This is a genomic window from Actinoallomurus sp. NPDC052308 (assembly GCF_040679195.1).
GTDB lineage: Bacteria > Actinomycetota > Actinomycetes > Streptosporangiales > Streptosporangiaceae > Actinoallomurus > Actinoallomurus liliacearum.
Map to the genome: position 1 here is coordinate 774527 of NZ_JBFAUM010000002.1, position 20481 is coordinate 795007.

The following is a 20481-nucleotide window of genomic DNA, read 5'->3' on the forward strand; positions in this document are numbered from 1 at the left end:
CCGATGTCCTAATGATTCCGCGCTCCGTGGATCACCAGGTCGAAGACGGCGGAGGCCGACGCGGCGGTGGCCGGGACGCCCAAGGCGATCGGCCGGTACAGGGACGGACCCGCCACCGCGTCCATGAGGAGGTTCGGGTCGACGTCGCTCCGCAGCAGGCCCTGGTCGATCGCCCGGCCGATCAGCGCTCGCGCGCGCTCCCGGAGCGGGTGGACGAACCGGCGGCGGTACTCCTCCGCGAAGCCCGGATCCCCCATGATCTCGGCGGCGAGGGCCGGGAGCGCCCGGCCGGCGACGGTCTCGGCCAGTCGCTCGTACGTGACCTCGAGCAGCCGGCGAAGGTCGTGTAGGGGGTCGCCGGTCTCCTCGATCGACCGGTCCCCCAGTTGTGCGGCGATGGCGTCGAGGACCATCTCCCCCTTGGACGGCCAGCGCCGGTAGATGGTCGTCTTGGCCACTCCGGCCCGGCGCGCGACGTCGTCGATCCGGAGGGCGGGGTACCCGGCCTCCGCCAGCAGGTCGAGCGTCGCCGCCAGGATCGCGCGGTCACGCGCTGCGTCACGCGGCCTTCCGATACTCACGGTTGCGTATTATGCCAGCAACCCTTTACGCTACTCACGGTTTCGTTAAGGAGGCGGCGGTGGCCGGGTGGAGACGGTGGTCGTGGGCGCTGGCGGGCGCGTTCGCCCTGCACAACGCAGAGGAGGCGCTGACGATGCGCCGATTTCCCGGGGCCGCGGGCCGGCTCGATCAGGCCTCGCTCAATGGGCTCATGGCGGTGATCTCCGGGCTCGGGATGGCGGCCGTCGCCGTCGGTACGACCGGCCGCCCCACCCCGTGGAAGCGTACCTGCCGGCCGGGATGGCCGGGGTCATGCTGCTCAACGTGGCGCTTCCGCATGTCCCCGCGGCCGTCGCCGCGCGCGGCTATGCCCCTGGCCTCGTCACCGCGGTCGGACTCAACCTGCCGATCGGCCTCGCGGTGCTGCGCGGCGCGGTACGGGAGGGCGCGGTCACCCGGCGCGGCCTGCGCCGCACCGTGCCCGTGGCGCTCGGCGTGCTGGCCTGCGCTCCCCTCGCCGTGGCCGCCGCCCGGGCGGCGACTTCCGCTGGCCACCCTGAGCACCGAAGTTGGTCGCCCCGAGCCAAAAGCTGAGGGGTTCATCGGTCGCTGGGAGTAGGTCCTGCGCCTCAGGCGCGCTTCGCGCCTGCTTGGCTAGGGTCGGTCCGCATGGAGACCACAGGAATCGTTCGTCGCCCGACGGCGGAGCGTATGCGCGACGCTCTGGAGCGGCTCGTTACCGAACGGGATGTATGGGTGTCGACGGCTCACCCCGATCACGGGCCGCACCAGGTGCCGCTGTGGTTCTTGTGGGATGGGCGAGCAGTGTGGATGTGCACCGGCGCCACTTCCGTGACTGCGCGAAACGTCCGCAAAGAGCCGCGCGTGCGCCTGTCGCTACCGGACACCTTCGACGTGGTGCTCCTCCAGGGTGAGGCGGAATGCTTCCCGGACCAGGAGGTGCCCGGAGGCGCAGCGGAGGCGTTCGCCGACAAGTTCGGGTGGGATCCACGCGTGGAAGAGGGATCCTTTCTGTATGTACGCGTGGTCCCGAGGACTGTGCGCGCTTGGCGCGGCGAGCCAGAACTACGCGGAAGAGTCATCATGCGCGACGGGATGTGGCTGGAATAACGGCCGTCCCTCGCCGACGCGCCTCCTGAAACGCTGATCGCGGGCGATGTCTGCCACGAGGCGGCGGCTGAGCCCCGGGCATGCGAAAGGGGCGGTTCCAGCACCGGGAACCGCCCCTTAAGCGAGTGGACTCAGAAGTCCATGCCGCCCATGCCACCGTCGGGAGCGCCGGCCGGAGCCTTCTCCTTCTCCGGCTTCTCGGCGATGACCGCCTCGGTGGTGAGGAACAGCGCCGCGATGGACGCGGCGTTCTGCAGCGCCGAGCGCGTCACCTTCGCCGGGTCGATGATGCCCGAGTCGAACATGTTGACGTACTCGCCGGTCGCGGCGTTCAGGCCGAAGCCCGGCTCGAGGTTGCGAACCTTCTCCGCCACGACGCCGCCCTCGAGGCCGGCGTTCACCGCGATCTGCTTCAGCGGCTCCTCCAGCGCACGGCGCACGATCTGCGCACCGGTCGCCTCGTCGCCCTCAAGGTCGGTCTTCTCGAACGCCCGGACGCTCGCCTGCAGCAGCGCCACGCCACCGCCAGGGACGATGCCCTCCTCGACGGCGGCCTTCGCGTTGCGAACGGCGTCCTCGATGCGGTGCTTGCGCTCCTTCAGCTCGACCTCGGTCGCCGCGCCGGCCTTGATGACGGCCACGCCGCCGGCCAGCTTGGCGAGACGCTCCTGGAGCTTCTCGCGGTCGTAGTCGGAGTCGGAGTTCTCGATCTCCGCGCGGATCTCGTTGACGCGACCAGAGATGTCGTCGGGGTTGCCGGCGCCATCGATGACGGTGGTCTCGTCCTTGGTCACCACGATGCGCTTGGCCTGGCCGAGCATGTCCAGCGTGGTGTTCTCCAGCTTGAGGCCGATGTCCTCGCTGATGACCTGGCCACCGGTCAGGATCGCGATGTCCTGCAGCATGGCCTTGCGGCGGTCGCCGAAGCCCGGGGCCTTGACGGCGACGGACTTGAAGACACCGCGGATCTTGTTGACGACCAGGGTCGCCAGGGCCTCGCCCTCGACGTCCTCGGCGATGATGACCAGCGGCTTGCCGGCCTGCATGACCTGCTCCAGAATCGGAACCAGGTCCTTGTTCGCCGAGATCTTCGAGCTGACGATCAGGATGTACGGGTCGTCGAAGACGGCCTCCATACGCTCCGGGTCCGTCACGAAGTAGTGCGAGATGTAGCCCTTGTCGAAGCGCATGCCCTCGGTCAGCTCGAGCTCCAGACCGAAGGTCTGGCTCTCCTCGACCGTGATGACGCCTTCCTTGCCGACCTTGTCCATCGCCTCGGCGATCATCTCGCCGATCGAGGTGTCGCCGGCGGAGATCGAGGCCGTGGAGGCGATCTGCTCCTTGGTCTCGACGTCCTTCGCGATGTGGGACAGCTGCTCGCTGACGCGCTCCACCGCCGACTCGATGCCCCGCTTCAGGGACATCGGGTTGGCGCCGGCGGCGACGTTGCGAAGGCCCTCACGGACCAGCGCCTGGGCCAGCACGGTCGCCGTCGTCGTGCCGTCACCGGCTACGTCGTCGGTCTTCTTCGCGACCTCTTTGACGAGCTCGGCCCCGATCTTCTCCCACGGGTCCTCGAGCTCGATCTCCTTGGCGATGGAGACACCGTCGTTGGTGATCGTGGGAGCGCCCCACTTCTTCTCCAGAACGACGTTGCGGCCCTTGGGACCGAGGGTCACCTTCACGGCGTCGGCAAGCTGGTTCATGCCGCGCTCGAGGCCGCGCCGCGCGTCCTCGTCGAACGCGATCATCTTTGCAGCCATAGGCTCCAGATCCTCCCGGAACGGGGTGGCTTTCACGCGGATCGAGTCGACGCCCGCGACGGACGGCCCCACCCGACGACTTCCATTCCGTCGCCGGATGCGAGGCCTCATCGCCTCGATCACTTGGTTGGCACTCTCAATACTAGAGTGCCAACCGCTTGTTTAGCACTCTCCCCCTGAGAGTGCAAGCGGAGTCGACCCTCACCAGGGTGAACATCTCGCCAATGCGGCTTCACCGTATAGGCCAAGGTGAGGAGGCGGTGGTCGTACGGGGAGGACGCGCGCCGGACGAGGGGCGAAGGGATGGCCCAGGCGGCCGGAGGGACGATCCCGGCGAGCCGGGGACGATCCAGCGGCGCGGGCGTGCGCCCGAAGGCACGCGGCGGGGCGGCGGTCGCCGGAGCGCGCTCCACGGCCGGAGGCCCGGCGCCGAAGCGCCGGGCCTCCGTCAGGCTATGGGACTTAGAGCGCCCGAACCGCGTCCGCCTGCGGCCCGCGGTCGCTCTGCGTGATCTCGAACTCGACCCGCTGCCCCTGCTCGAGGCTGCGGTAGCCATCCGCGACGATGGCCGAGTAGTGCACGAACACATCCCTGCCACCGTCGACCGCGATGAAGCCGTAGCCTTTGTCCGCGTTGAACCATTTGACGGTGCCTTGCGCCATTCCAAACAACTCCCACCCGGGCAATTCCCGCGACCAATGGCCACGGTTACTGATTCGAGCCCGCGGACCACTGCGGAACCCGTCGATCGCCCGCCGACTCGGCTGCGGCGGCCATCGCCGACCCTACACACGGCTACCGTCCGTGGAACAGCCTTTACCCCAGAAGTGCGGGCGGCCGATGCTGGTCAAAAGTCGGGATCCCCGAACCGGAACTAACCGTCGATGTCCAAAAATCCGGATAAGGAAAACGCAATTCCCGCTCAGGAGCGTGGAGCAGACCACCTCGAGTCCGACATTTCGGCGGCCCAACGCATGATCCCCGGTGCTCGCCGAGTCGATGGACTCGGTGAACACCGGGGATCGCGGGGAGTCTCGCTCACGGGGTGTCACCCGTGAGCGCCGTCGCCCGCCCGGGACGACGGCCGCAGGTTCGGCGGATCAGCGGATCAGCCGCGAACTCCGCGGTTCAGCCGTAGGTTCAGCGGATCAGCCGCCGGCGACGGCCGGGATGATGGAGATCTGGGCGCCGTCGGGCGTGGCCGTGTCGAGGCCGTCGGCGAACCGCACGTCCTCCTCACCCACGTACACGTTGACGAACCGCCGGATCCTGCCGTTGTCGTCGAGGATGCGGGCGGCGATGCCGGAGTAGTTGGCCTCCAGGTCGGCGACGACCTCGCGCACGGTCGATCCCGTCGCCTTCACCTCGGCCTCGCCGCCCGTGTAGCTGCGCAGGATCGTCGGGATGCGGACACTGATCGAGCTCACGCCAGACCTGCCTTTCGGAATGCCTCGAGGGTCGGGGCGATGTTCGCGGACGGCTTGGCGACCGGGGCCACCGCGTCCAGGGTCTTGAGGCCGTCACCGGAGTTGATGAACACCGTCTCGGCGTCGGGGTCGAGCACACCGGCCGACAGCAACTTGCGCAGCGCGCCCAGCGTCACGCCGCCCGCCGTCTCCCCGAAGATGCCCTCGGTGCGGGCGAGCAGGCCGATGCTGTCGACGACCTCTTCGTCCGAGACGTCCTCGACGGCCCCTCCGGTGCGGCGCACGGCGTCGAGGACGTACGGCCCGTCGGCCGGGTTGCCGATCGCGAGGGACTTGGCGATGGTCGAGGGCTTGACGGGCTGCACGACGTCGTGGCCGGCCTTGAACGCGGCCGAGACGGGCGAGCAGCCGGTCGCCTGGGCGCCGAAGATCTTGTACGGCCGGTCCTCGACCAGGCCGAGCTTGATGAACTCCTGGAACGCCTTGTCGATCTTCGTGAGCTGCGAGCCGGACGCGACCGGGACCACGATCTGCTCGGGCAGCCGCCAGCCGAGCTGCTCGGCGATCTCGTACCCGATGGTCTTGGAACCCTCGGCGTAGTACGGCCGCACGTTCACGTTGACGAACGCCCAGTCCTCCTGCTCACCGGCGAGCTCGGAGGCCAGCCGGTTGACGTCGTCGTAGTTGCCGTCGACGGTGACGAACGTCCCGCCGTACACCGCCGTCGTGATGATCTTCTGGCTCTCGAGGTCGGAGGGCACGAAGACGGCGCTGCGGATGCCGGCGCGCGCCGCCGCGGCCGCGACCGCGTTGGCGAGGTTACCGGTGGACGGGCAGGCCAGCACCTTGAAACCCAGCTCACGGGCGGCGGCGAGCGCGACCGCCACCACGCGGTCCTTGAAGGAGTGGGTGGGGTTGCCGCTGTCGTCCTTGACCCACAGCGACCGCAGGCCCAGCGACTCGGCGAGGTTGTCGGCGCGTACGAGGCGGGTGAAGCCGGGCTCGGTGTTCGGCGTGTCGATGACGTTCGACGGAACCGGCAGCAGGCCCCGGTAACGCCAGATGTTGCGCGGCCCGGACTCGATCTGCTCCCGGGTCACGCCGGTGTGGTCGTAGGAGACCTCAAGGGGGCCGAAACACAGCTCACAGGCGTAGCGAGGGCCCAGATCGTAGGACTGTCCGCATTCACGGCACGTCAATGCGGTCGCGGGGCCGAGGTTTCGGGCGGCGGTCTGCGACATGAAGCGAGGCCTTTCTCCTCATCTTTCCCGTGCCACCTTGGTCACGAGCCGGAGTTGGCACCTGTCCCGGGCGGCCTCGCTGGGGCGAGTCGGCGACGCGTCGTCGCACGCTGTGAACCGCATGTCCGGGAGGGTTGCCGGGGCTTCAACGGGCCGGTCCCTCCACCCCTCTGGATGAGCGTTATTAAGTTGTCGTCCGACGACTTGTATACGTGACCGACCGGTTCTCCGCCAAGCGCGTCTCAGGTCCCGAGACGCCGGCGCGGCCGGTTCCGGCCCGCTCCCGTCCGGGGGCGCGTCGTCGACAGGCCCTGTCCACGTGCGGATTCAGCGGGGTGACATGCCCGGGCGGCCCGGAGTGGGACCTGTGTGGAATGTCATCCCGAAGTGTCCGACCACTGGACCTTCCTCGCCCCCCGTTCACGTCCTCCGGTTACGCTCCCCACATGGATGACTCGCAGGTCCTGGTCGCGTCCAACCGCGGACCCGTCTCCTTCAAGCTCGCCGACGACGGCACGCTCTCGGTCCGGCGCGGCGGCGGCGGTCTGGTCTCGGCCATGGCCGGCCTGGACGGGGACATCCTGTGGATCTGCGCGGCGCTGTCGGACGCCGACCGCGCCGCGGTCCGCCGGGCGGAGGACGGGCGGCTGGACGAGTACGGCGCCGGCGCGGTCCGCATGCTGGACATCCCGGCCGGCACCTTCCACCGCGCGTACAACGCCGTCGCCAACTCGACGCTGTGGTTCGTCCACCACATGCTGTACGACACCCCGAACAGCCCGCACTTCGACGCGCGCTCCCGGCGGGATTGGCAGTCGTACGAGGCGTACAACGCGGCGTTCGCCGACGCGCTCGCCCGGGACGCCCGGCCCGGCGCGAAGGTGGCGATCCAGGACTACCACCTGACGCTCGCCCCGGGCATGCTGCGGGAGCGCCGCCCCGACCTGAAGATCGCGCACTTCTCGCACACGCCGTGGGCGCCCCCGGAGTATTACTGCCTGCTGCCCGACGACATCGGCCGCCAGGTGCTCGAGGGCGTCCTCGGCGCCGACCACGCCGGTTTCCACGCCGAGCACTGGGCCGACGCGTTCATCGACTGCTGCGCCTCCGTGCTGCGGGCGAAGGTCGACCGCGTCGCCCGTACGGTCGTCCACGCCGGGCGCGTCACCCGGGTCGGCGTGCACGGGCTCGGCGTCGACGGCGTGTCGCTGCGCGCCCGCGCCGCCGAATCCGACGTGCGGGCCCGCAGACAGGCCCTGCGCGAGCAGGTCGGCGATCGCAAGCTGATCGTGCGGATCGACCGCACCGAGCTGTCCAAGAACATCGTGCGGGGGCTCGCGGCCTACCGGGAACTGCTGGCCAAGCATCCGGAGTGGCACGGCCGGGTCGTGCACCTGGCCTTCGCCTACCCCTCGCGGCACGACCTGCCGGAGTACCGCGAGTACACCGCCGCCGTGCAGCGGATGGCGGCCGAGATCTCCGACGAGTTCGGCGACGCGGGCTGGGAGCCGCTGATCCTCCAGGTCAACGACGACTATCCGCGCTCGCTCGCGGCGTACGGCCTGGCGGACGTCCTGCTCGTGAACCCGATCCGGGACGGCATGAACCTCGTCGCCAAGGAGGGGCCGGTGCTGTCCGAGGACGGCTGTGCCCTGGTGCTGTCCCGCGCGGCGGGCGCCGCCGCCGAACTCGACGAGGACGCGTTGATGATCAACCCGTTCGACGTGTCACAGACGGCGGAGGCCCTGAACCAGGCACTGCTCATGCCGCGCGCCGAGCGCGCCGAGCGCTGCGCCCGGCTGACCGCCGCCGCGACGGCCCTGCCGCCGCAGCGCTGGTTCGCCGCCCAGCTCGACGCCCTGGACCGCCGACCGTAGACGCGCCGCCGATCCGCCGCGCCGGGCGGACGCCGAAACCATCGGCGTCCGCCGTCGCGAGCGCCGGCCCGCCTCGTCGATCAGGACTGGGCGGCTGATCCGTAGTCGTTGCCGAGCGCCTGCCGGAACTGTTTGCGGGCCTCGTGGATGCGCGACTTCACCGTGCCGAGCGGCAGGTTGAGCTGCTGGGCGATCTCGCTGTACTCCAGCTGGGACACGTCGCGCAGCACCAGGGCCTCGATCAGGTCGGGCTTGCGCCGCTCCAGGTCCTCCATCGCGTCGAGGATGTCGACGCGCGAGCCGGCGATGACGCTCGTACGATGCGGGTCCGGGCGCTGTTGGGGCAGCTCCCCCGCCTGCTCGACCGAGCGGCGCTTGAGCGACCGGTACGTCGAGCGCGCGGAGTTGGCCACGACCACGTGCAGCCACGTGCTGAACCGCGACCGCCCTTCGAACCGGCCGATGTTGCGGGCGACCTGCATGAGGGCGTCCTGGCAGGCCTCCTCGGCATCCTGGCGGCAGGGCAGGAACCGGGAGCAGTGCCGCAGAACGTCCGGCTCGATCACGCGGAGCAGTTCGTTCAACGCGTTCCGGTCACCTCCCGCAGCACGCGTCGCCAGTTCCTCGGTCCGCTCGTCGTACGCCATGACCCCGCCTCGCCCTCGATATCGCCCGGCTTTGGGCATGATACGGGGGTGTCCATGCCTTCAGCCGTCGGTCGTTACCGAATCGATCGTGTCCTCGGATCCGGGGCATTCGCCTCCGTGTGGCTCGCCCACGACGAGTTGCTCGACGCCCCGGTGGCCATCAAAGTGCTGGCCGGAGGTCTCATCGACGACCTTGACGTACGCAACCGGTTCCTGGAAGAAGCCCGGATCCTGCGCCGCGCCGACTCCGAACGCCTGGTGCGGGTCCATGACATCGGCGAGCTCGAGGACCGCCGGCCGTACTTCGTCATGTCGTACGCCGACCGGGGTACGCTCGCCGACCGGATGCGGGAGCGGGAGCTCTCGGTCGCCGAGACGCTGCGGCTCGCCATCGAGATCGCCCACGGCGTCGAGGTGATCAACCGGCTCGGTGTCATCCACCGTGACCTGAAACCGTCGAACATCCTGTTCCAGTCGACGACCGACGGCGGCGAACGTCTGCTCATCGCCGACCTCGGGCTCGCCAAGGCGCTCGCGCACGCCTCCGGCGCGTTCACGATGCCGGTCGGCACGCCGGGGTACATGTCCCCGGAGCAGGCGCGGTTCGGCGGCGGCCTCGACGTCCGCGCCGACGTGTACGGTCTGGGCGCGCTGACGTATCACCTGCTCACCGGGGACCCGCCGGGCCCCGCGCCGGTGCAGTCACCGCCCAGCGCGGCGCGGCGCGGCCTGCCCCCGACCCTCGACGAGATCGTGATGCGGGCGCTCGAAGGCGACCGGGAGCGTCGCTGGCCGTCCGCGGAGGCGTTCGCGGCCGCGCTGAGCGTTCCGCTGATGTCCGTCGCCGACGACGCGACCCTGCGGGACGCTCCCGCCAGGGCGGACGAGGCGACGATGGCGGACCCCGGGTCGGGCGCGTGGCCCTCGGACGGCCCGCAGGACGCGGGGCCGGCGGATCGGACCGGTGACGAGGGCTCCGGCCGGACCTTGCGGGTCTTCCCGATCCCGGACGATCCGACGGGGCCGGGCGGTCCGACGGCGCCGGGCGGTCCGACGGCGCCGGGCGGTCCGACAGGGCCGGGCGGTCCGGCGGGATCAGGCGATCCGACAGGGCCGGGCGGCCCCGACGACGGGCCGTCGAGCCGTACGCTCCGGGTCCCCTCGCTCGGCGACGATCCGGGCTCGGCGCCGCCGTACGACAACACCCGCGACGCGACGATCCGGACACCGCCTCCCTCGGTAGGCGGCAACGAGACCGTGGTGGACCTGCGCGTCGAGCGGCCGCGCGACCGGCGCGACGCCGGAGGCCACCGTCCCCCGGACCCGTCCGGATCCGGGCCGCGCCGGCCCGGTGATACGGACGGCGGCTCGTCCGGGGAACCGAACCGCAAGCGGCTGCTGGTCGTGGCCGGCCTGGCCGCGGTGCTGGTCGTGGGGGGCGGGGGCGCCTTCGCCATCAGCAAGCTGACGGGCTCCTCGCCGGATCCCAAGCCCGGGGACGGCCTCGTCACCGTTACCGACGTGACGGGCCGGCTGAGCATCCGCGTACCCGCGGACTGGAAGCTGCAGACCGAGCACACCACCTGGCCGGTCACCGTCTCGGACCGCGCGAAGGCGCCCGCGCTGCGCGCGACCCCCGACTACGCCCAGTTCGTCAAGGACGACGTCCCGACGCCGGGCGTCTTCGCCGGGCTCACCCACGACCTGAACGTCACCCTGCCGCCGCGCGCCCTGGGCAGCCACCGGGCCAAGTGCACGCCGGGCGCCGCGCAGCCGTACAAGCACGGCACGCTGGTCGGCCAGATCAACCCGTGGCGGTGCGGCTCGATCACCATCAACGAGGTCGGCCTGAAGGACAAGAACGGACGGTACGCGATGTGGGTCCGGGTGAAGCTGGCCGGCTCGCCGGACATCACCCGGAAGATCCTGGACAGCATCCAGGCCAAGGGCTGACCCGCCGTACGATATATCGTTCGACATATCGGCGGAGAGAGGTCATGCGCAGAGGATCAACACACCGGGAGGAGCGCGCGGCGTTCGGCGACTGGGGGCCGGCGTTCGGCCCGCGCGGTCGTGGTGGGCGCGGTGGGCGCCGTACGAAGCGCGGCAACGTACGGGCCGCCATCCTCGCGCTGCTGGCCGAACGCCCGATGCACGGCTACGAGATGATCCAGGAGCTGGAGAGCCGGACCGGCGGGATCTGGCGGCCCAGCCCCGGCTCGGTGTACCCGACGCTGCAGCTTCTGGAGGACGAAGGGCTCATCTCCGGACAGGAGTCGTCCGGTAAGCGGCTGTTCGCGCTGACGGACGCCGGCCGTGCCGAGACCGCGGCCGCCGCCGGGCGGACGCCGCCGTGGGCGGAGATCACCGAGGACGCCGGCGCGGCCGCCACCCACGTCCACTCCGCGACGGGCCAGCTGATGATGGCGCTCCGGCAGGTCATGCACGCGGGCAACGAGGAACAGCGCGAACGGGCCCTCGACGTCATCAACGACGCCCGGCGCCGCCTGTACGGCATCCTCGCCGACGACGACTGACCCGCCGCCGCGAGGCGCGCGTCAGGCCAGCTCGGCGGCGAGGCTCTCGACGAGCCCGACCACGCCGGCCGGGCCGTCGACGATGACGTCCGCGCGCTCGGCCAGCGCGGTCACCTCGTCCGAGGAGCTGCACACCTTCACGCCGGGAGTGCCCTCCTTGCGCAGTGCGTCGATCGCGTCGTACGCCGCGAGGTCGCCGAGGTCGTCGCCGGCGAACAGCACCGCCGACGCGCCGCGCTCGGCGGCCAGCCCGCGCAGCGCCGCGCCCTTGTCCATGCCCGGCGGCCGCAGCTCGAGCACGAACCGGCCCGGCTCGACGACGAGGCCGGTGCGCTCGGCGAGCGCCTCGAGGAGGCTTCGCAGGCGTTCGAGGGCGACCTGCGGCTCGGCGGCACGCCGGGTGTGCACGGCCAGCGCGAGCCCCTTGTCCTCGATGGCGACGCCCTCGGGGGCGTTCGCCAGGATCCGGGGAAGCTTGGCGCGGACCTCCGCGACCCCCGGCGGCGGCTCCGGAGCCTGCAGGACGCCGTTCTCCCAGCGCTCCCGGCCGTACTGGCCGAGGACGACCAGGCCCTGGAGGTCGGCGAACCCGCCGACCTCGACGGCGGTCGCGGCGGGACGGCCGGTGATGACCGCGACCGTACCGACGAGCGGCGCCAGCCGGCGCAACGCCGGCACGACGCCCGGATGGGCCCGCGCGGCGGCCGGGTCGTCGACGATCGGCGACAGCGTCCCGTCGAAGTCGAAGCCGATCAGGGCCTCCCGCGGGCGGGCGCGGATCGCGTCCAGCCCACCGGCTCCAGCGTCCGTCTGCGACTCCACCGCCACGGTCATGTGGCCTCCTTCGTCGGCGGAGTGACCAGAGGTGCTGTGCTCATCGGCTCACTCGCTCCGCTCCTCACGGGGCCTCCTTCGTCGGCGGAGTGACCAGAGATGCTGTGCTCATCGGCTCACTCGCTCCGCTCGCTCACGGGGGGCCTCCTGAGTAGGCGTCAGGTTCGGATACCGAGCCTACGCGCCGCCCGCTGGCGCTGGCGGGCGGACCGCTGACGACGCAGCCGTTTCACCAGCATCGGGTCGTGCTCGAGCGCCTCGGGGCGGTCGATCAGCCGGCCCAGGATCTGGTAGTAGCGGGTCGACGACATGTCGAACAGCTCCCGGATCGCCTGCTCCTTGGCGCCGGGGTGCTTCCACCACTGTCGTTCGAAGTCGAGGATGTTGCGGTCGCGCTCGTCCAGGCGGCCGTCGTCTTCCTTGTCAGGGCCATCGCCCCGGGCATTCGCCGGTTGCATCAGGTCCCCTCTTCACGGGTCGGGGGGCTGTCATGCTACGCGTGATCGGCGACTTGTTCGCGGTGTTCGCCGGGACGGGCCTCGACGTAGTCTGCAAGCGTGGCGCCCACCAATTGCGTATCGCTGCTGACCGACTACGGGCTGGAGGACGGGTTCGTGGCGGCCTGTCACGGGGTGATCGCGCGGATCGCCCCGGCCGCCCGCGTCATCGACATCAGCCACCTGGTCCCGCCCGCCGACGTGCGACGCGGGGCCGCCATCCTCGCCCAGACGGTGCCGTACCTCCCCGAGGGCGTGCACGTCGCGGTCGTCGATCCCGGTGTCGGCACGACGCGGCGGGCCGTCGCGGTGGCCGGCGGCGGCCGGATCTTCGTGGGGCCGGACAACGGCGTGTTGTCCTGGTGCGTCCCCGACAGCGGCGCGCGCGCCTTCGAGCTGACCAACCGCACGCTGTGGCTGGAGCCCCTGTCGGCGACGTTCCACGGCCGCGACATCTTCGCGCCGGTGGCGGCGCACCTGGCGGCGGGCCTGGACATCGCGGCCGTCGGGGAGGAGTTCGACGTCGCCGACCTCGTGACGCTGCCCCGGCCGACCCGCCGCGTCCAGGAGGGCACGGTCGACGGCGAGGTGCTGACCGTGGACCGGTTCGGCAACGTGCAGCTCTCCGTGACCGCCGATGACCTGCGCCGGATCGGCGCGGTCATCGGCGTGCCCTTGGGCATCGTGCTCGGGCGCCGGACGCTCACGGTGCCGTACCGCGAGACGTTCGGCGCCGTGCCTCCCGGCGAGCTGGTCGCCTACGTCGACTCGGCGGGCTGCCTGGCGCTCGCGGTGAACTCCGGAAACGCGGCGCAGCGCCTGGGTCTGCCACCGGGAGCGCACGTCCGCGTCGCCGCCGCGCTCACCTCGACGTACTGAACCCCAAGGAAACGTCAAGTCCGCAGGTCCGAATGCGGCATGATCTCCGCCATGGGATTTTCGCGTTCCGACTGGCGCCTTATCGCCATCACCGTGGTGGCGGCCGCGGCGGCCGGTGTCACGCACTTCGGCAAGATCGGCGGGACGGTCGTCCCGTTCGTCGTCGCGGCGATCGCCCTGGCGCTGCTGGCGAGCCTGGTCGGGCGCAGCGTCGAGAACCTGGCCGACCGGCTGGGCGCGGGGGCGACCGGCGTCGTCCAGAGCGCGCTCGGCAACCTCCCCGAGCTGTTCGTCGTCCTGTTCGCCCTGCAGAAGAAGCTGTACGACGTGGCGACGGCCACGATCGTCGGCAGCATCCTCGCCAACGTCCTGCTCGTCCTGGGGCTGGCGTTCCTGCTCGGCGGGATCAAGAACGGGCCGCAGAAGTTCGGCAGTGAGGCCGCCCGCACCCTGTCCACGCTGCTGGTCCTGTCGGTCGCGGCGCTGCTGGTGCCCTCCCTCACCGCGGCACTCGGCTCGCACGCGACCAAGGCCGCGCTGCACGAGCGCAACCTCTCGGTCGTGGTGTCCATCCTGCTGCTCTGCCTGTTCGCCGTGTCGCTGCCCAGCTCGATCAAGCGGCAGAAGGCCGACGAGGCGCACGTCCCGGCGGAGCTGCCCGTGAAGGCCGCCGCCCTGAGCGCGGAGGGGACCGCCGTCGGCGACGGCGTGGCCGGAACCGCCGAGCCGGCCGCGGCCAAGCCGGAGCCCGCCGCGGCCACGGCGAAGGAGTCCGCCCACGGGCCGACGTGGCCGCTGGCCGTCGCCCTGACCATGCTGGCCCTCACCGGAGTCGGCGCGGCGTTCGTCTCCGACTGGTTCGTGGCCGCTCTCGAGCCCGCGATGGACTCCCTGGGCATCTCCCAGGCGTTCGCCGGACTCGTCATCGTGGCGATCGCCGGAAACGCCGTCGAGAACGTCGTCGGCATCCAGCTCGCCCTCAAGAACCAGTCCGACTTCGCGCTGTCGGTCATCCTGCAGAGCCCGCTGCAGATCGCCCTGGTCGTCGCGCCCGCCCTCGTCCTGCTCTCCCCGCTGGTCGGCGCGTCCTTCACCCTCGTGCTGTCGCCGCTCCTCATCGCCGTGCTCATCATGGCCGTCGTGATCACCGTGCTGGTCGTCCTCGACGGCGAGTCGAACTGGCTCGAGGGCGCGACGCTGATGGTGCTGTACGGGATCATCGCCACGGCGTTCTGGTGGGGATGATCCCGCCAGATGCGTGCGGAGGTGACGCGCTGAATTACTGTGACGATGTGGGTACCGACATCGACCCGAGCGTCGCGGAGATCGAGCAGGCCGCGTTCCAGCTCCGCAGGCTCTGGGTCAAGCCGCAGCTGCTACGGCGGCTGCGCGAGAGCTGCGAAAACGGACGAAGCATCCAGCTGTCCAACCTGATGGTCATCTACGCCGTCGCCCGGCAGGGCGAGGAGCGCGGTGACGTCACCGTCGGCGCCGTCGCCGAACTCCTCGATGTCGACCCGTCGACCGCCAGCCGGCTCGTCGGCCACGCCATCGACGCCGGCTTCGTCTCCCGCCGGGCGTCGCCGGTCGACGCCCGGCGCGCCCACCTGCAGCTGACCGACGCGGGCCGCCGGATCAAGCTGATGGCCGACGAGTTCCGCCGGCACTTCATCGGCCGGCTCGTCGCCGACTGGACTCCGGACGAACGCTCGCAGTTCGCCCGGCTGCTGCGGCGCTTCAGCGAAGCGGCGGCCGGTGTCTCCATCGACGAAGAGGAGGCCGGCAGGCTCCTGGAGGCGGCGACACCGGCCGCCGACCGGTCCCACGAGACCTCCCCGGAGGTCACGCGGCACCGCCCGAACGCCTCTTAGTGTCCGCCTCAGGAGCGCAGGACGGCCAGCCGCTCCCGGTACTCCTCCTCGTCGATCTCGCCCCGCGCGTACCGCTCGGCGAGCACGGACTCCGCGCTGCCCGGTGACTTCGCGCGCCGCCAGAGCAGGTAGCCGCCTCCGCCGAGGACGAGCAGCCAGAACAGACCGAACGCGAGAGGGATGACGGGCCACCAGCCGTGGCCGCCTCCGTCGTGCCAGGGACCATGCCCGGCCAGGATCATCGCTTCCATGCCCCGATCGTGCGCCCGCGTCACCCGCCGGGTCGTCCTACGGCGGGAGGCTTCCGCCGTACGCCGGGCGGAGCAGACGAGCCCAGGCTCCCGGACCGGAACCACCGAGCACGCGAGCCTAGGCCCCGGACCGGAACCACCGAGCACGCGAGATCAAGCCCCGCGTGGGCACCGCCGAGACCGCCCGCATCGTTCCGGGCCGCCGGGGCAGTTCCGCGACGCCGCGTGACGGTCCGGGTCCCCAGCGCTCCGAAAACGGTACTTCGTGGGAGCGTTCCGCGGCCCTCCCGTGGCAGAATGACGCCCGCCGCCGATACCGGGGAGGGAACCGGTGCCCGTGTCCGAGCCCCGCCGCACCTTTCCTCGCCTCGTCTCCGCGCTCCTGGCCGGAGCCGCCGTCGCCGTCCTGTCCATCCCGGCCGCCCAGTCCGCCGTGCCCGGGCGGCCCCAGCGTCCGGCCGTCCGTACGGCAACGGCCGACCTGTTCCGCGGCCAACAGTGGACACTGGGCGCTCTGCACCTTCCGCGGGCCTGGAAGTACTCCCGCGGCAACGGGGTGACGGTCGCCGTACTCGACACCGGGGTCGACGGCCACCAGCCGGACCTCACGGGACGTGTGATCGACGGCCCCGACTTCACCGGCCACGCGCGCAAACCGGGCACTCGCTACTGGGGCCGCCACGGCACCGAGATGGCCAGCCTGATCGCGGGACACGGTCACGGCACCGGCGGCAGCGCGGGCATCATGGGCGTGGCGCCGGAGGCGAAGGTCCTGTCCATCCGGGTCACCTGGGAGCTGGGCGACCCGATGCGGAACGACCACGCGCAGGTGGCGCACTCCCGTGACTCCATCGCCAGGGGCATCCGGTACGCCACCGACCACGGTGCGCAGGTCATCAGCATGTCCCTCGGCGGCGGCAAGCTGTTCTACAACGGCAACCCGCTGGAAGAGTCGGCGATCAAGTACGCCCTGGACAAGGGCGTCGTCCTCGTGGCGTCGTCCGGCAACGACGGCGCCACCGGGAACCGCCGCAACTATCCGGCCGCCTACCCCGGTGTGATCGCCGTCGGCGCGGTCGACCGGGCTTTCAAGCCGGCCAAGTTCACGAACCGCCACGCGTACGTCTCGGTCGCGGCGCCCGGCGTCGAGATCGTCAGCGCCGACGTGGCGGGCCACGGCTACGTCCTGGGCACCGGGACCAGTTCGTCGGCCGCGCTCGTCGCCGGGGTCAGCGCGCTGGTGAAGGCCCGCTATCCGCACCTGTCGGCGGCCGAGGTCAAGCAGGCGCTCGAACAGGGCACGACCCACCACCCGGCCGACGGCCGGAACCCCGCGATCGGCACCGGCGTGGCCGACGCCCTGGGTTCGCTGCGCGCGGCCGCGCGCATCAACAAGGCCGAACACGGCGGCGCGACCGTCGACCAGCCGCAGTCCTCGTCCACCCGACCGGGCGCCACCGGGCATCCGGCGGGCGGCGGCCCGGATCTCATGCTCGTCGCCGTCCTCAGCGGCGGCGGCACGCTCCTCGTGCTCAGCCTGATCCTGGGCTGGCGGCAACGCCGCAGGCGTCTCGCCCGCGCCGCGGCCGACGCCGAGGAGGACCTCGCCCCGCCGGTCGCCGCCTCCAGCCGTGCGGAGGACGATCCCCGGCGGCCACGCCCGCCCGCGCACCCCCCTCGGCAGGGTGGATCGTCGGGCCGCTCGCCCTGGGAGCCCAGGACGTCCGAGACGCCCTCCCCCTGGGAACCACGGCCGACCCGGTCGCCGTCGCCGTGGGAGCCTCGCTCGCCCGAGCCCCCGTCACCGTGGGAGTCCCGCTCCCCCGAGCCGTCGTCGGCCCGGGAGCCGCTGCCGCCGGACCTCACGCCGGGGCTCTCCGGTCGCCCCGACGTCTCACCGCGGCCGGGTCAGGGCGAGCCCGGCTCCGCCACCGCCCGGTGGCGGTCCCGGCAGTCGGACCCCCCGCCCGGGACTCCGGCATCGCCCGGCGGTGGGATCCCCGACGCCGGTCCGCCTCCCGCGTCCGGGTCGCCCGATCCGGCGCCCTTCTCCCGTACGAGCGGCCGGTCCCCCGCCGAGCCATCGCCCTGGTCAGGGACCGCCCCGGCGGAACCACCCCGCACCGAGCCCTTCGCCGCCCCGGCATGGTCCCCGGCAGCGGACCGCGCGCCCTCCTCCGGCCCGGGGCTGCCACCGGCTGCGGACGGCCGACTCCCCTCCGGCACGGGAACGCCGCCGGCGACCGGCAGCGTGCCCTCCGCCGGCCCGGGGGTACCGCCCGCGGCGGACGGCGGGCTCCCCTCCGGCCCGGAGGTACCGTCGGCGGCCGGCGGGAGGCCCTCCTCCGGTCCGCCGTCCTTCGTGCCGCCGGCCGGGCCGGCGTCTCCGGCGGAGTCCTCGGGAGCCCCGGACGAGCCGTCGCCCGCCGACCCCGTACGTCCGCCGTCCGCACCGGAACGCCGGCCGATCTGGACGCCGCCGGGCGAGCGCGGTGACGAGACGACCTCCGGCGGCCGGTTCCCGGACGTCCGGGGCGCGGACCCGCTCAGCGACGGGCCGATCGACTCCTCCGCCGTCGGCACTCCGCTCGCGGACGAGAGCTGGGACAGCATCCACCGCGGGTTCGACCGGCTGAAGGAGGACACCCGCAACTGGGGGTCACCGCTGAACGGCGGAATGTTCGGTTGGTCGAGCTCGTGGAGCTCGTCGGAGGAGCCCGCGGACCCGCCGCCCGCCGAACCCGACGACGACTCCGAGACCTGACGGGGGCTAACCCCACCTCCGCGACGCCTGCCGTCCCCATGGGCGGGGCCGGGCGTTCCCGATAGCGTGCTGGGCAGTCCGACGGGGAGGGAGTTCGCTCGTGCGTAGAGGTGGCCTGGCCCTGCCGCTGCTCGCCGTCCTCGCCCTTTCCGGGTGCGGCTTCGGGGTGCGCTTCGGCGACTACAAGCACGAGTTCACCTCCGACGTCACCGTGAGCGGTTCGGTGAAGGTCGTGGACATCGACTCGGGCACCGGTCGGGTGACCGTCACGCCGGGCGGCACCCAGGTGAGGATCCGCCGGATCGTCCGGTACCAGGACGGCAGACCGCACTTCGGCCAGCGGCTCGACGCCGGAACCCTGACGTTCACCAAGGACTGCTCGCGCTGCACCATCGACTACGAGCTGGTGGTCCCCGCCTCCGTCGCCGTCCGGGCCCACTCCGACAGCGGCGGGATCGACGTCCGCGGGGGCGCGACCGCCGACGCGAGCAGCGACTCGGGCTCCGTGACGGTGCGTTCGGTCAAGGGCGCGGTCCGGGCCCACAGCAACTCGGGCGCGGTCGTGGTCGAGGACGTCGGCGGCCCCCTCGACCTCATGACCGACTCGGCGTCGATCCGCGCCCGCCGGCTGGGATCGCCGACCGTGCAGGCGAAGTCCGACTCCGGCAGCATCCGGCTCGAGTTCGCCACCGCTCCAACGAACGTACGCGCGACGACCGACTCCGCGTCACTCCGCGTCGCGGTCCCCGGCGGCCCGTACAACGTGGACGCCGAGACCGGCAGCGGCGGCAGGGACGTCTCCGGCGTTCCGCACGACCCGAACGCTCCGCGACGGCTCTACCTGCGCACCGACTCGGGCCAGTTGACCGCCGAGCAGACGACGCCCTGAGACGGTGCCGCGCGTCCGCTTCCTGAACCGTTGATGGCCGCGAAGCATCCGTCCCAAGAAGCCTCTTTTGCCACAAGGCTTCCGATCAGGGGGTCGGAGGGTGAACCATGCTTCTTATGCGGGAAACAACGGTTCCGGCAACGTCGTACGCCGACCGCGCGATGGCGCGGGTGGCCTCGTGGCCCGGTGTACGCAGCGGACGCGCCGCCTGCGGCCTCGGTACGGCGCTGAAGGTCGGCGGTCGCCAGCTCGCGCACGTGCACGCCGACGGCTGCGCGGAGTTGCGGCTGACCTGGCCGGTCATCGGCCGGTTGCGCCGCCCTCTCCTGGAGTCCGGTCGCGTGCAACTGGCCCCCGGCGGGGACTGGATCCGCGTACGGCTCGACACCGACGGCGACGTCGACCTGTTCACCTCGCTGGCCAGCGTCGCCATCAAGGCGAACACCTCCGCGGGACGCCGGAGAACCGCCGGGGCCTGCATGACGATGGCGCAGGCCAAGGTCAAGGAGGCCATGCGGTCCGGCCGCCCGGTCGCCGTACCGGACGACCTGCGCGAGCCCCGCCTCCGCACGCCGTAGGACTCCCGCCGTGATCCCTGGCGCAAGAACGTGACGGTCGATGGAGCCGGGGCGGCGGTCTTCCGTGAAGGGGCCACGGTGGTCCGCCGGGACGTGCTGGGCGGGAAGGTGTGGTCGGCGACCCCCGTCCGGGTGATCCGGGACAGCGGCGCCACGCTGATGCTCGCCTGCTGGCCGGGGGTCGAGATGCTCGCGCCTACCACCTGGATCGAATGGCTGCGCACCGGTGACGACGCCGTGCGCGGGCAGGCCGTCCGGAACCTCGTCGCCGGCCGCTGGGAACTCGGCCGGTGGGTGTGGCGGGACACCACCGTGCTCATGCGGTACGAAGCCGGCCGGCACTTCAGCGTCAGCCGGTTCTTCGACGCCGAGGGCCGCTGCGGCGGCTGGTACGTCGACTTCATCCGGCCCGTCCAGCGGACACCCTTCGGCGTCGACACCTTCGACCTGCTGGTGGACCTGGTCGTGACCGCGGACCTGTCGGAGCACCGCTGGAAGGACGAGGACGAATACGCCCAGGCGCGCCGCCTGGGGCTGATCGACGACGCGCTCCACCGGCAGGTCGAGGCCGCGCGGCAGCAGGTCATCTCCCTCATCGAGTCTCGCCAGGGTCCCTTCGCCGACGACTGGTCGTCGTGGCAACGCGATCCGGCCTGGCCGGTGCCCAGACTTCCCCGGGAGACACCCGCCGGTTGAGGACGCGGCGCGCGCGGCCCGGCCGAGCATCGATCGA

21 protein-coding genes and 1 riboswitch are annotated in these 20481 nt (G+C 71.8%); of the genes, 12 read left to right on the forward strand and 9 right to left on the reverse strand.

The window, feature by feature from the left end; genetic code table 11:
- Window positions 1-8: 8 nt before the first annotated feature.
- Window positions 9-581: a TetR/AcrR family transcriptional regulator gene (locus AB0L00_RS09690; protein WP_364430795.1), complete on the reverse strand. Its 573-nt coding sequence runs from the start codon at window positions 579-581 to the stop codon at window positions 9-11.
- A gap of 256 nt (window positions 582-837) precedes the next feature.
- On the opposite strand from AB0L00_RS09690, the gene AB0L00_RS09695 reads away from it, so the two are divergent.
- Both AB0L00_RS09695 and AB0L00_RS09700 read left to right on the forward strand, forming a co-directional pair.
- Window positions 838-1155, forward strand: coding sequence for an HXXEE domain-containing protein (locus AB0L00_RS09695; RefSeq protein ID WP_364430797.1), 318 nt, complete (start codon window positions 838-840; stop codon window positions 1153-1155).
- A 75-nt stretch (window positions 1156-1230) separates the two neighbouring features.
- A complete protein-coding gene (locus tag AB0L00_RS09700) occupies window positions 1231-1692 on the forward strand; it encodes a pyridoxamine 5'-phosphate oxidase family protein (protein ID WP_364430799.1) in 462 nt (153 codons plus the stop codon).
- Window positions 1693-1823: 131 nt separating this feature from the next.
- On the opposite strand, the gene groL is transcribed toward AB0L00_RS09700, so the two are convergent.
- The 4 genes from groL to thrC form a co-directional block, all read right to left on the reverse strand.
- Window positions 1824-3455: a chaperonin GroEL gene (gene groL / locus AB0L00_RS09705; RefSeq protein WP_364430801.1), complete on the reverse strand. Its 1632-nt coding sequence runs from the start codon at window positions 3453-3455 to the stop codon at window positions 1824-1826.
- Between the two features lie 462 nt (window positions 3456-3917).
- A complete protein-coding gene (locus AB0L00_RS09710) occupies window positions 3918-4118 on the reverse strand; it encodes a cold-shock protein (protein WP_252778085.1) in 201 nt (66 codons plus the stop codon).
- A gap of 486 nt (window positions 4119-4604) precedes the next feature.
- Entirely contained in the window at window positions 4605-4883 is a 279-nt protein-coding gene (locus AB0L00_RS09715; RefSeq protein ID WP_364430803.1) for a MoaD/ThiS family protein, read from the reverse strand.
- A complete protein-coding gene (gene thrC / locus AB0L00_RS09720) occupies window positions 4880-6124 on the reverse strand; it encodes a threonine synthase (RefSeq protein ID WP_364430806.1) in 1245 nt (414 codons plus the stop codon). Before thrC ends, AB0L00_RS09715 begins: the two co-directional genes overlap by 4 nt.
- Before the next feature lie 15 nt (window positions 6125-6139).
- Window positions 6140-6305, reverse strand: a riboswitch (SAM riboswitch).
- 265 nt (window positions 6306-6570) lie between these two features.
- Here thrC and AB0L00_RS09725 point away from each other — a divergent pair.
- A complete protein-coding gene (locus AB0L00_RS09725; RefSeq protein WP_364430808.1) occupies window positions 6571-8001 on the forward strand; it encodes a trehalose-6-phosphate synthase in 1431 nt (476 codons plus the stop codon).
- Between the two features lie 80 nt (window positions 8002-8081).
- Here AB0L00_RS09725 and AB0L00_RS09730 read toward each other — a convergent pair whose 3' ends face one another.
- The gene (locus AB0L00_RS09730; protein WP_345355312.1) at window positions 8082-8648 is read right to left on the reverse strand and encodes an RNA polymerase sigma factor; all 567 of its coding nucleotides are present in this window, start codon (window positions 8646-8648) and stop codon (window positions 8082-8084) included.
- A gap of 54 nt (window positions 8649-8702) precedes the next feature.
- Here AB0L00_RS09730 and AB0L00_RS09735 point away from each other — a divergent pair, with 54 nt between their 5' ends.
- Together AB0L00_RS09735 and AB0L00_RS09740 are read left to right on the forward strand one after the other, a co-directional pair.
- Window positions 8703-10601 carry a protein kinase gene (locus AB0L00_RS09735; protein ID WP_364431611.1) on the forward strand — a complete coding sequence of 633 codons (1899 nt, stop codon included), beginning with the start codon at window positions 8703-8705 and terminating at the stop codon, window positions 10599-10601.
- Between the two features lie 44 nt (window positions 10602-10645).
- Window positions 10646-11185 carry a PadR family transcriptional regulator gene (locus AB0L00_RS09740; RefSeq protein WP_345355315.1) on the forward strand — a complete coding sequence of 180 codons (540 nt, stop codon included), beginning with the start codon at window positions 10646-10648 and terminating at the stop codon, window positions 11183-11185.
- Window positions 11186-11206: 21 nt separating this feature from the next.
- Here the strand turns inward: AB0L00_RS09740 and otsB are convergent, their stop codons facing one another.
- Both otsB and AB0L00_RS09750 read right to left on the reverse strand, forming a co-directional pair.
- Window positions 11207-12019: a trehalose-phosphatase gene (gene otsB, locus AB0L00_RS09745; RefSeq protein ID WP_364430810.1), complete on the reverse strand. Its 813-nt coding sequence runs from the start codon at window positions 12017-12019 to the stop codon at window positions 11207-11209.
- 158 nt (window positions 12020-12177) lie between these two features.
- Window positions 12178-12477: a DUF3263 domain-containing protein gene (locus tag AB0L00_RS09750; RefSeq protein ID WP_364430813.1), complete on the reverse strand. Its 300-nt coding sequence runs from the start codon at window positions 12475-12477 to the stop codon at window positions 12178-12180.
- Between the two features lie 99 nt (window positions 12478-12576).
- Here AB0L00_RS09750 and AB0L00_RS09755 point away from each other — a divergent pair, with 99 nt between their 5' ends.
- From AB0L00_RS09755 to AB0L00_RS09765, 3 genes are read left to right on the forward strand one after another with little or no spacing between them, the layout of a single operon-like run.
- Complete coding sequence (locus tag AB0L00_RS09755) at window positions 12577-13395, forward strand: SAM-dependent chlorinase/fluorinase (RefSeq protein ID WP_364430816.1); 819 nt, start codon at window positions 12577-12579, stop codon at window positions 13393-13395.
- A 51-nt stretch (window positions 13396-13446) separates the two neighbouring features.
- Window positions 13447-14640 carry a hypothetical protein gene (locus tag AB0L00_RS09760; protein ID WP_364430819.1) on the forward strand — a complete coding sequence of 398 codons (1194 nt, stop codon included), beginning with the start codon at window positions 13447-13449 and terminating at the stop codon, window positions 14638-14640.
- A 47-nt stretch (window positions 14641-14687) separates the two neighbouring features.
- Window positions 14688-15266 (forward strand): MarR family winged helix-turn-helix transcriptional regulator, encoded by a 579-nt coding sequence (locus AB0L00_RS09765; protein WP_364430822.1) that lies wholly within the window; start codon window positions 14688-14690, stop codon window positions 15264-15266.
- A gap of 8 nt (window positions 15267-15274) precedes the next feature.
- On the opposite strand, the gene AB0L00_RS09770 is transcribed toward AB0L00_RS09765, so the two are convergent.
- Window positions 15275-15517, reverse strand: coding sequence for an SHOCT domain-containing protein (locus AB0L00_RS09770; protein ID WP_364430824.1), 243 nt, complete (start codon window positions 15515-15517; stop codon window positions 15275-15277).
- Between the two features lie 331 nt (window positions 15518-15848).
- On the opposite strand from AB0L00_RS09770, the gene AB0L00_RS09775 reads away from it, so the two are divergent.
- The 4 genes from AB0L00_RS09775 (at window position 15849) to AB0L00_RS09790 (ending at window position 20444) form a co-directional block, all read left to right on the forward strand.
- Complete coding sequence (locus AB0L00_RS09775) at window positions 15849-18281, forward strand: S8 family serine peptidase (protein ID WP_364430827.1); 2433 nt, start codon at window positions 15849-15851, stop codon at window positions 18279-18281.
- Between the two features lie 100 nt (window positions 18282-18381).
- Window positions 18382-19170, forward strand: a complete 789-nt coding sequence (locus AB0L00_RS09780) for a DUF4097 family beta strand repeat-containing protein (RefSeq protein WP_364430830.1) — start codon at window positions 18382-18384, stop codon at window positions 19168-19170.
- A gap of 116 nt (window positions 19171-19286) precedes the next feature.
- The gene (locus tag AB0L00_RS09785) at window positions 19287-19748 is read left to right on the forward strand and encodes a luciferase family protein (protein ID WP_364430833.1); all 462 of its coding nucleotides are present in this window, start codon (window positions 19287-19289) and stop codon (window positions 19746-19748) included.
- 30 nt (window positions 19749-19778) lie between these two features.
- Window positions 19779-20444: a DUF402 domain-containing protein gene (locus tag AB0L00_RS09790; protein ID WP_364430836.1), complete on the forward strand. Its 666-nt coding sequence runs from the start codon at window positions 19779-19781 to the stop codon at window positions 20442-20444.
- Window positions 20445-20481 lie beyond the last annotated feature (37 nt).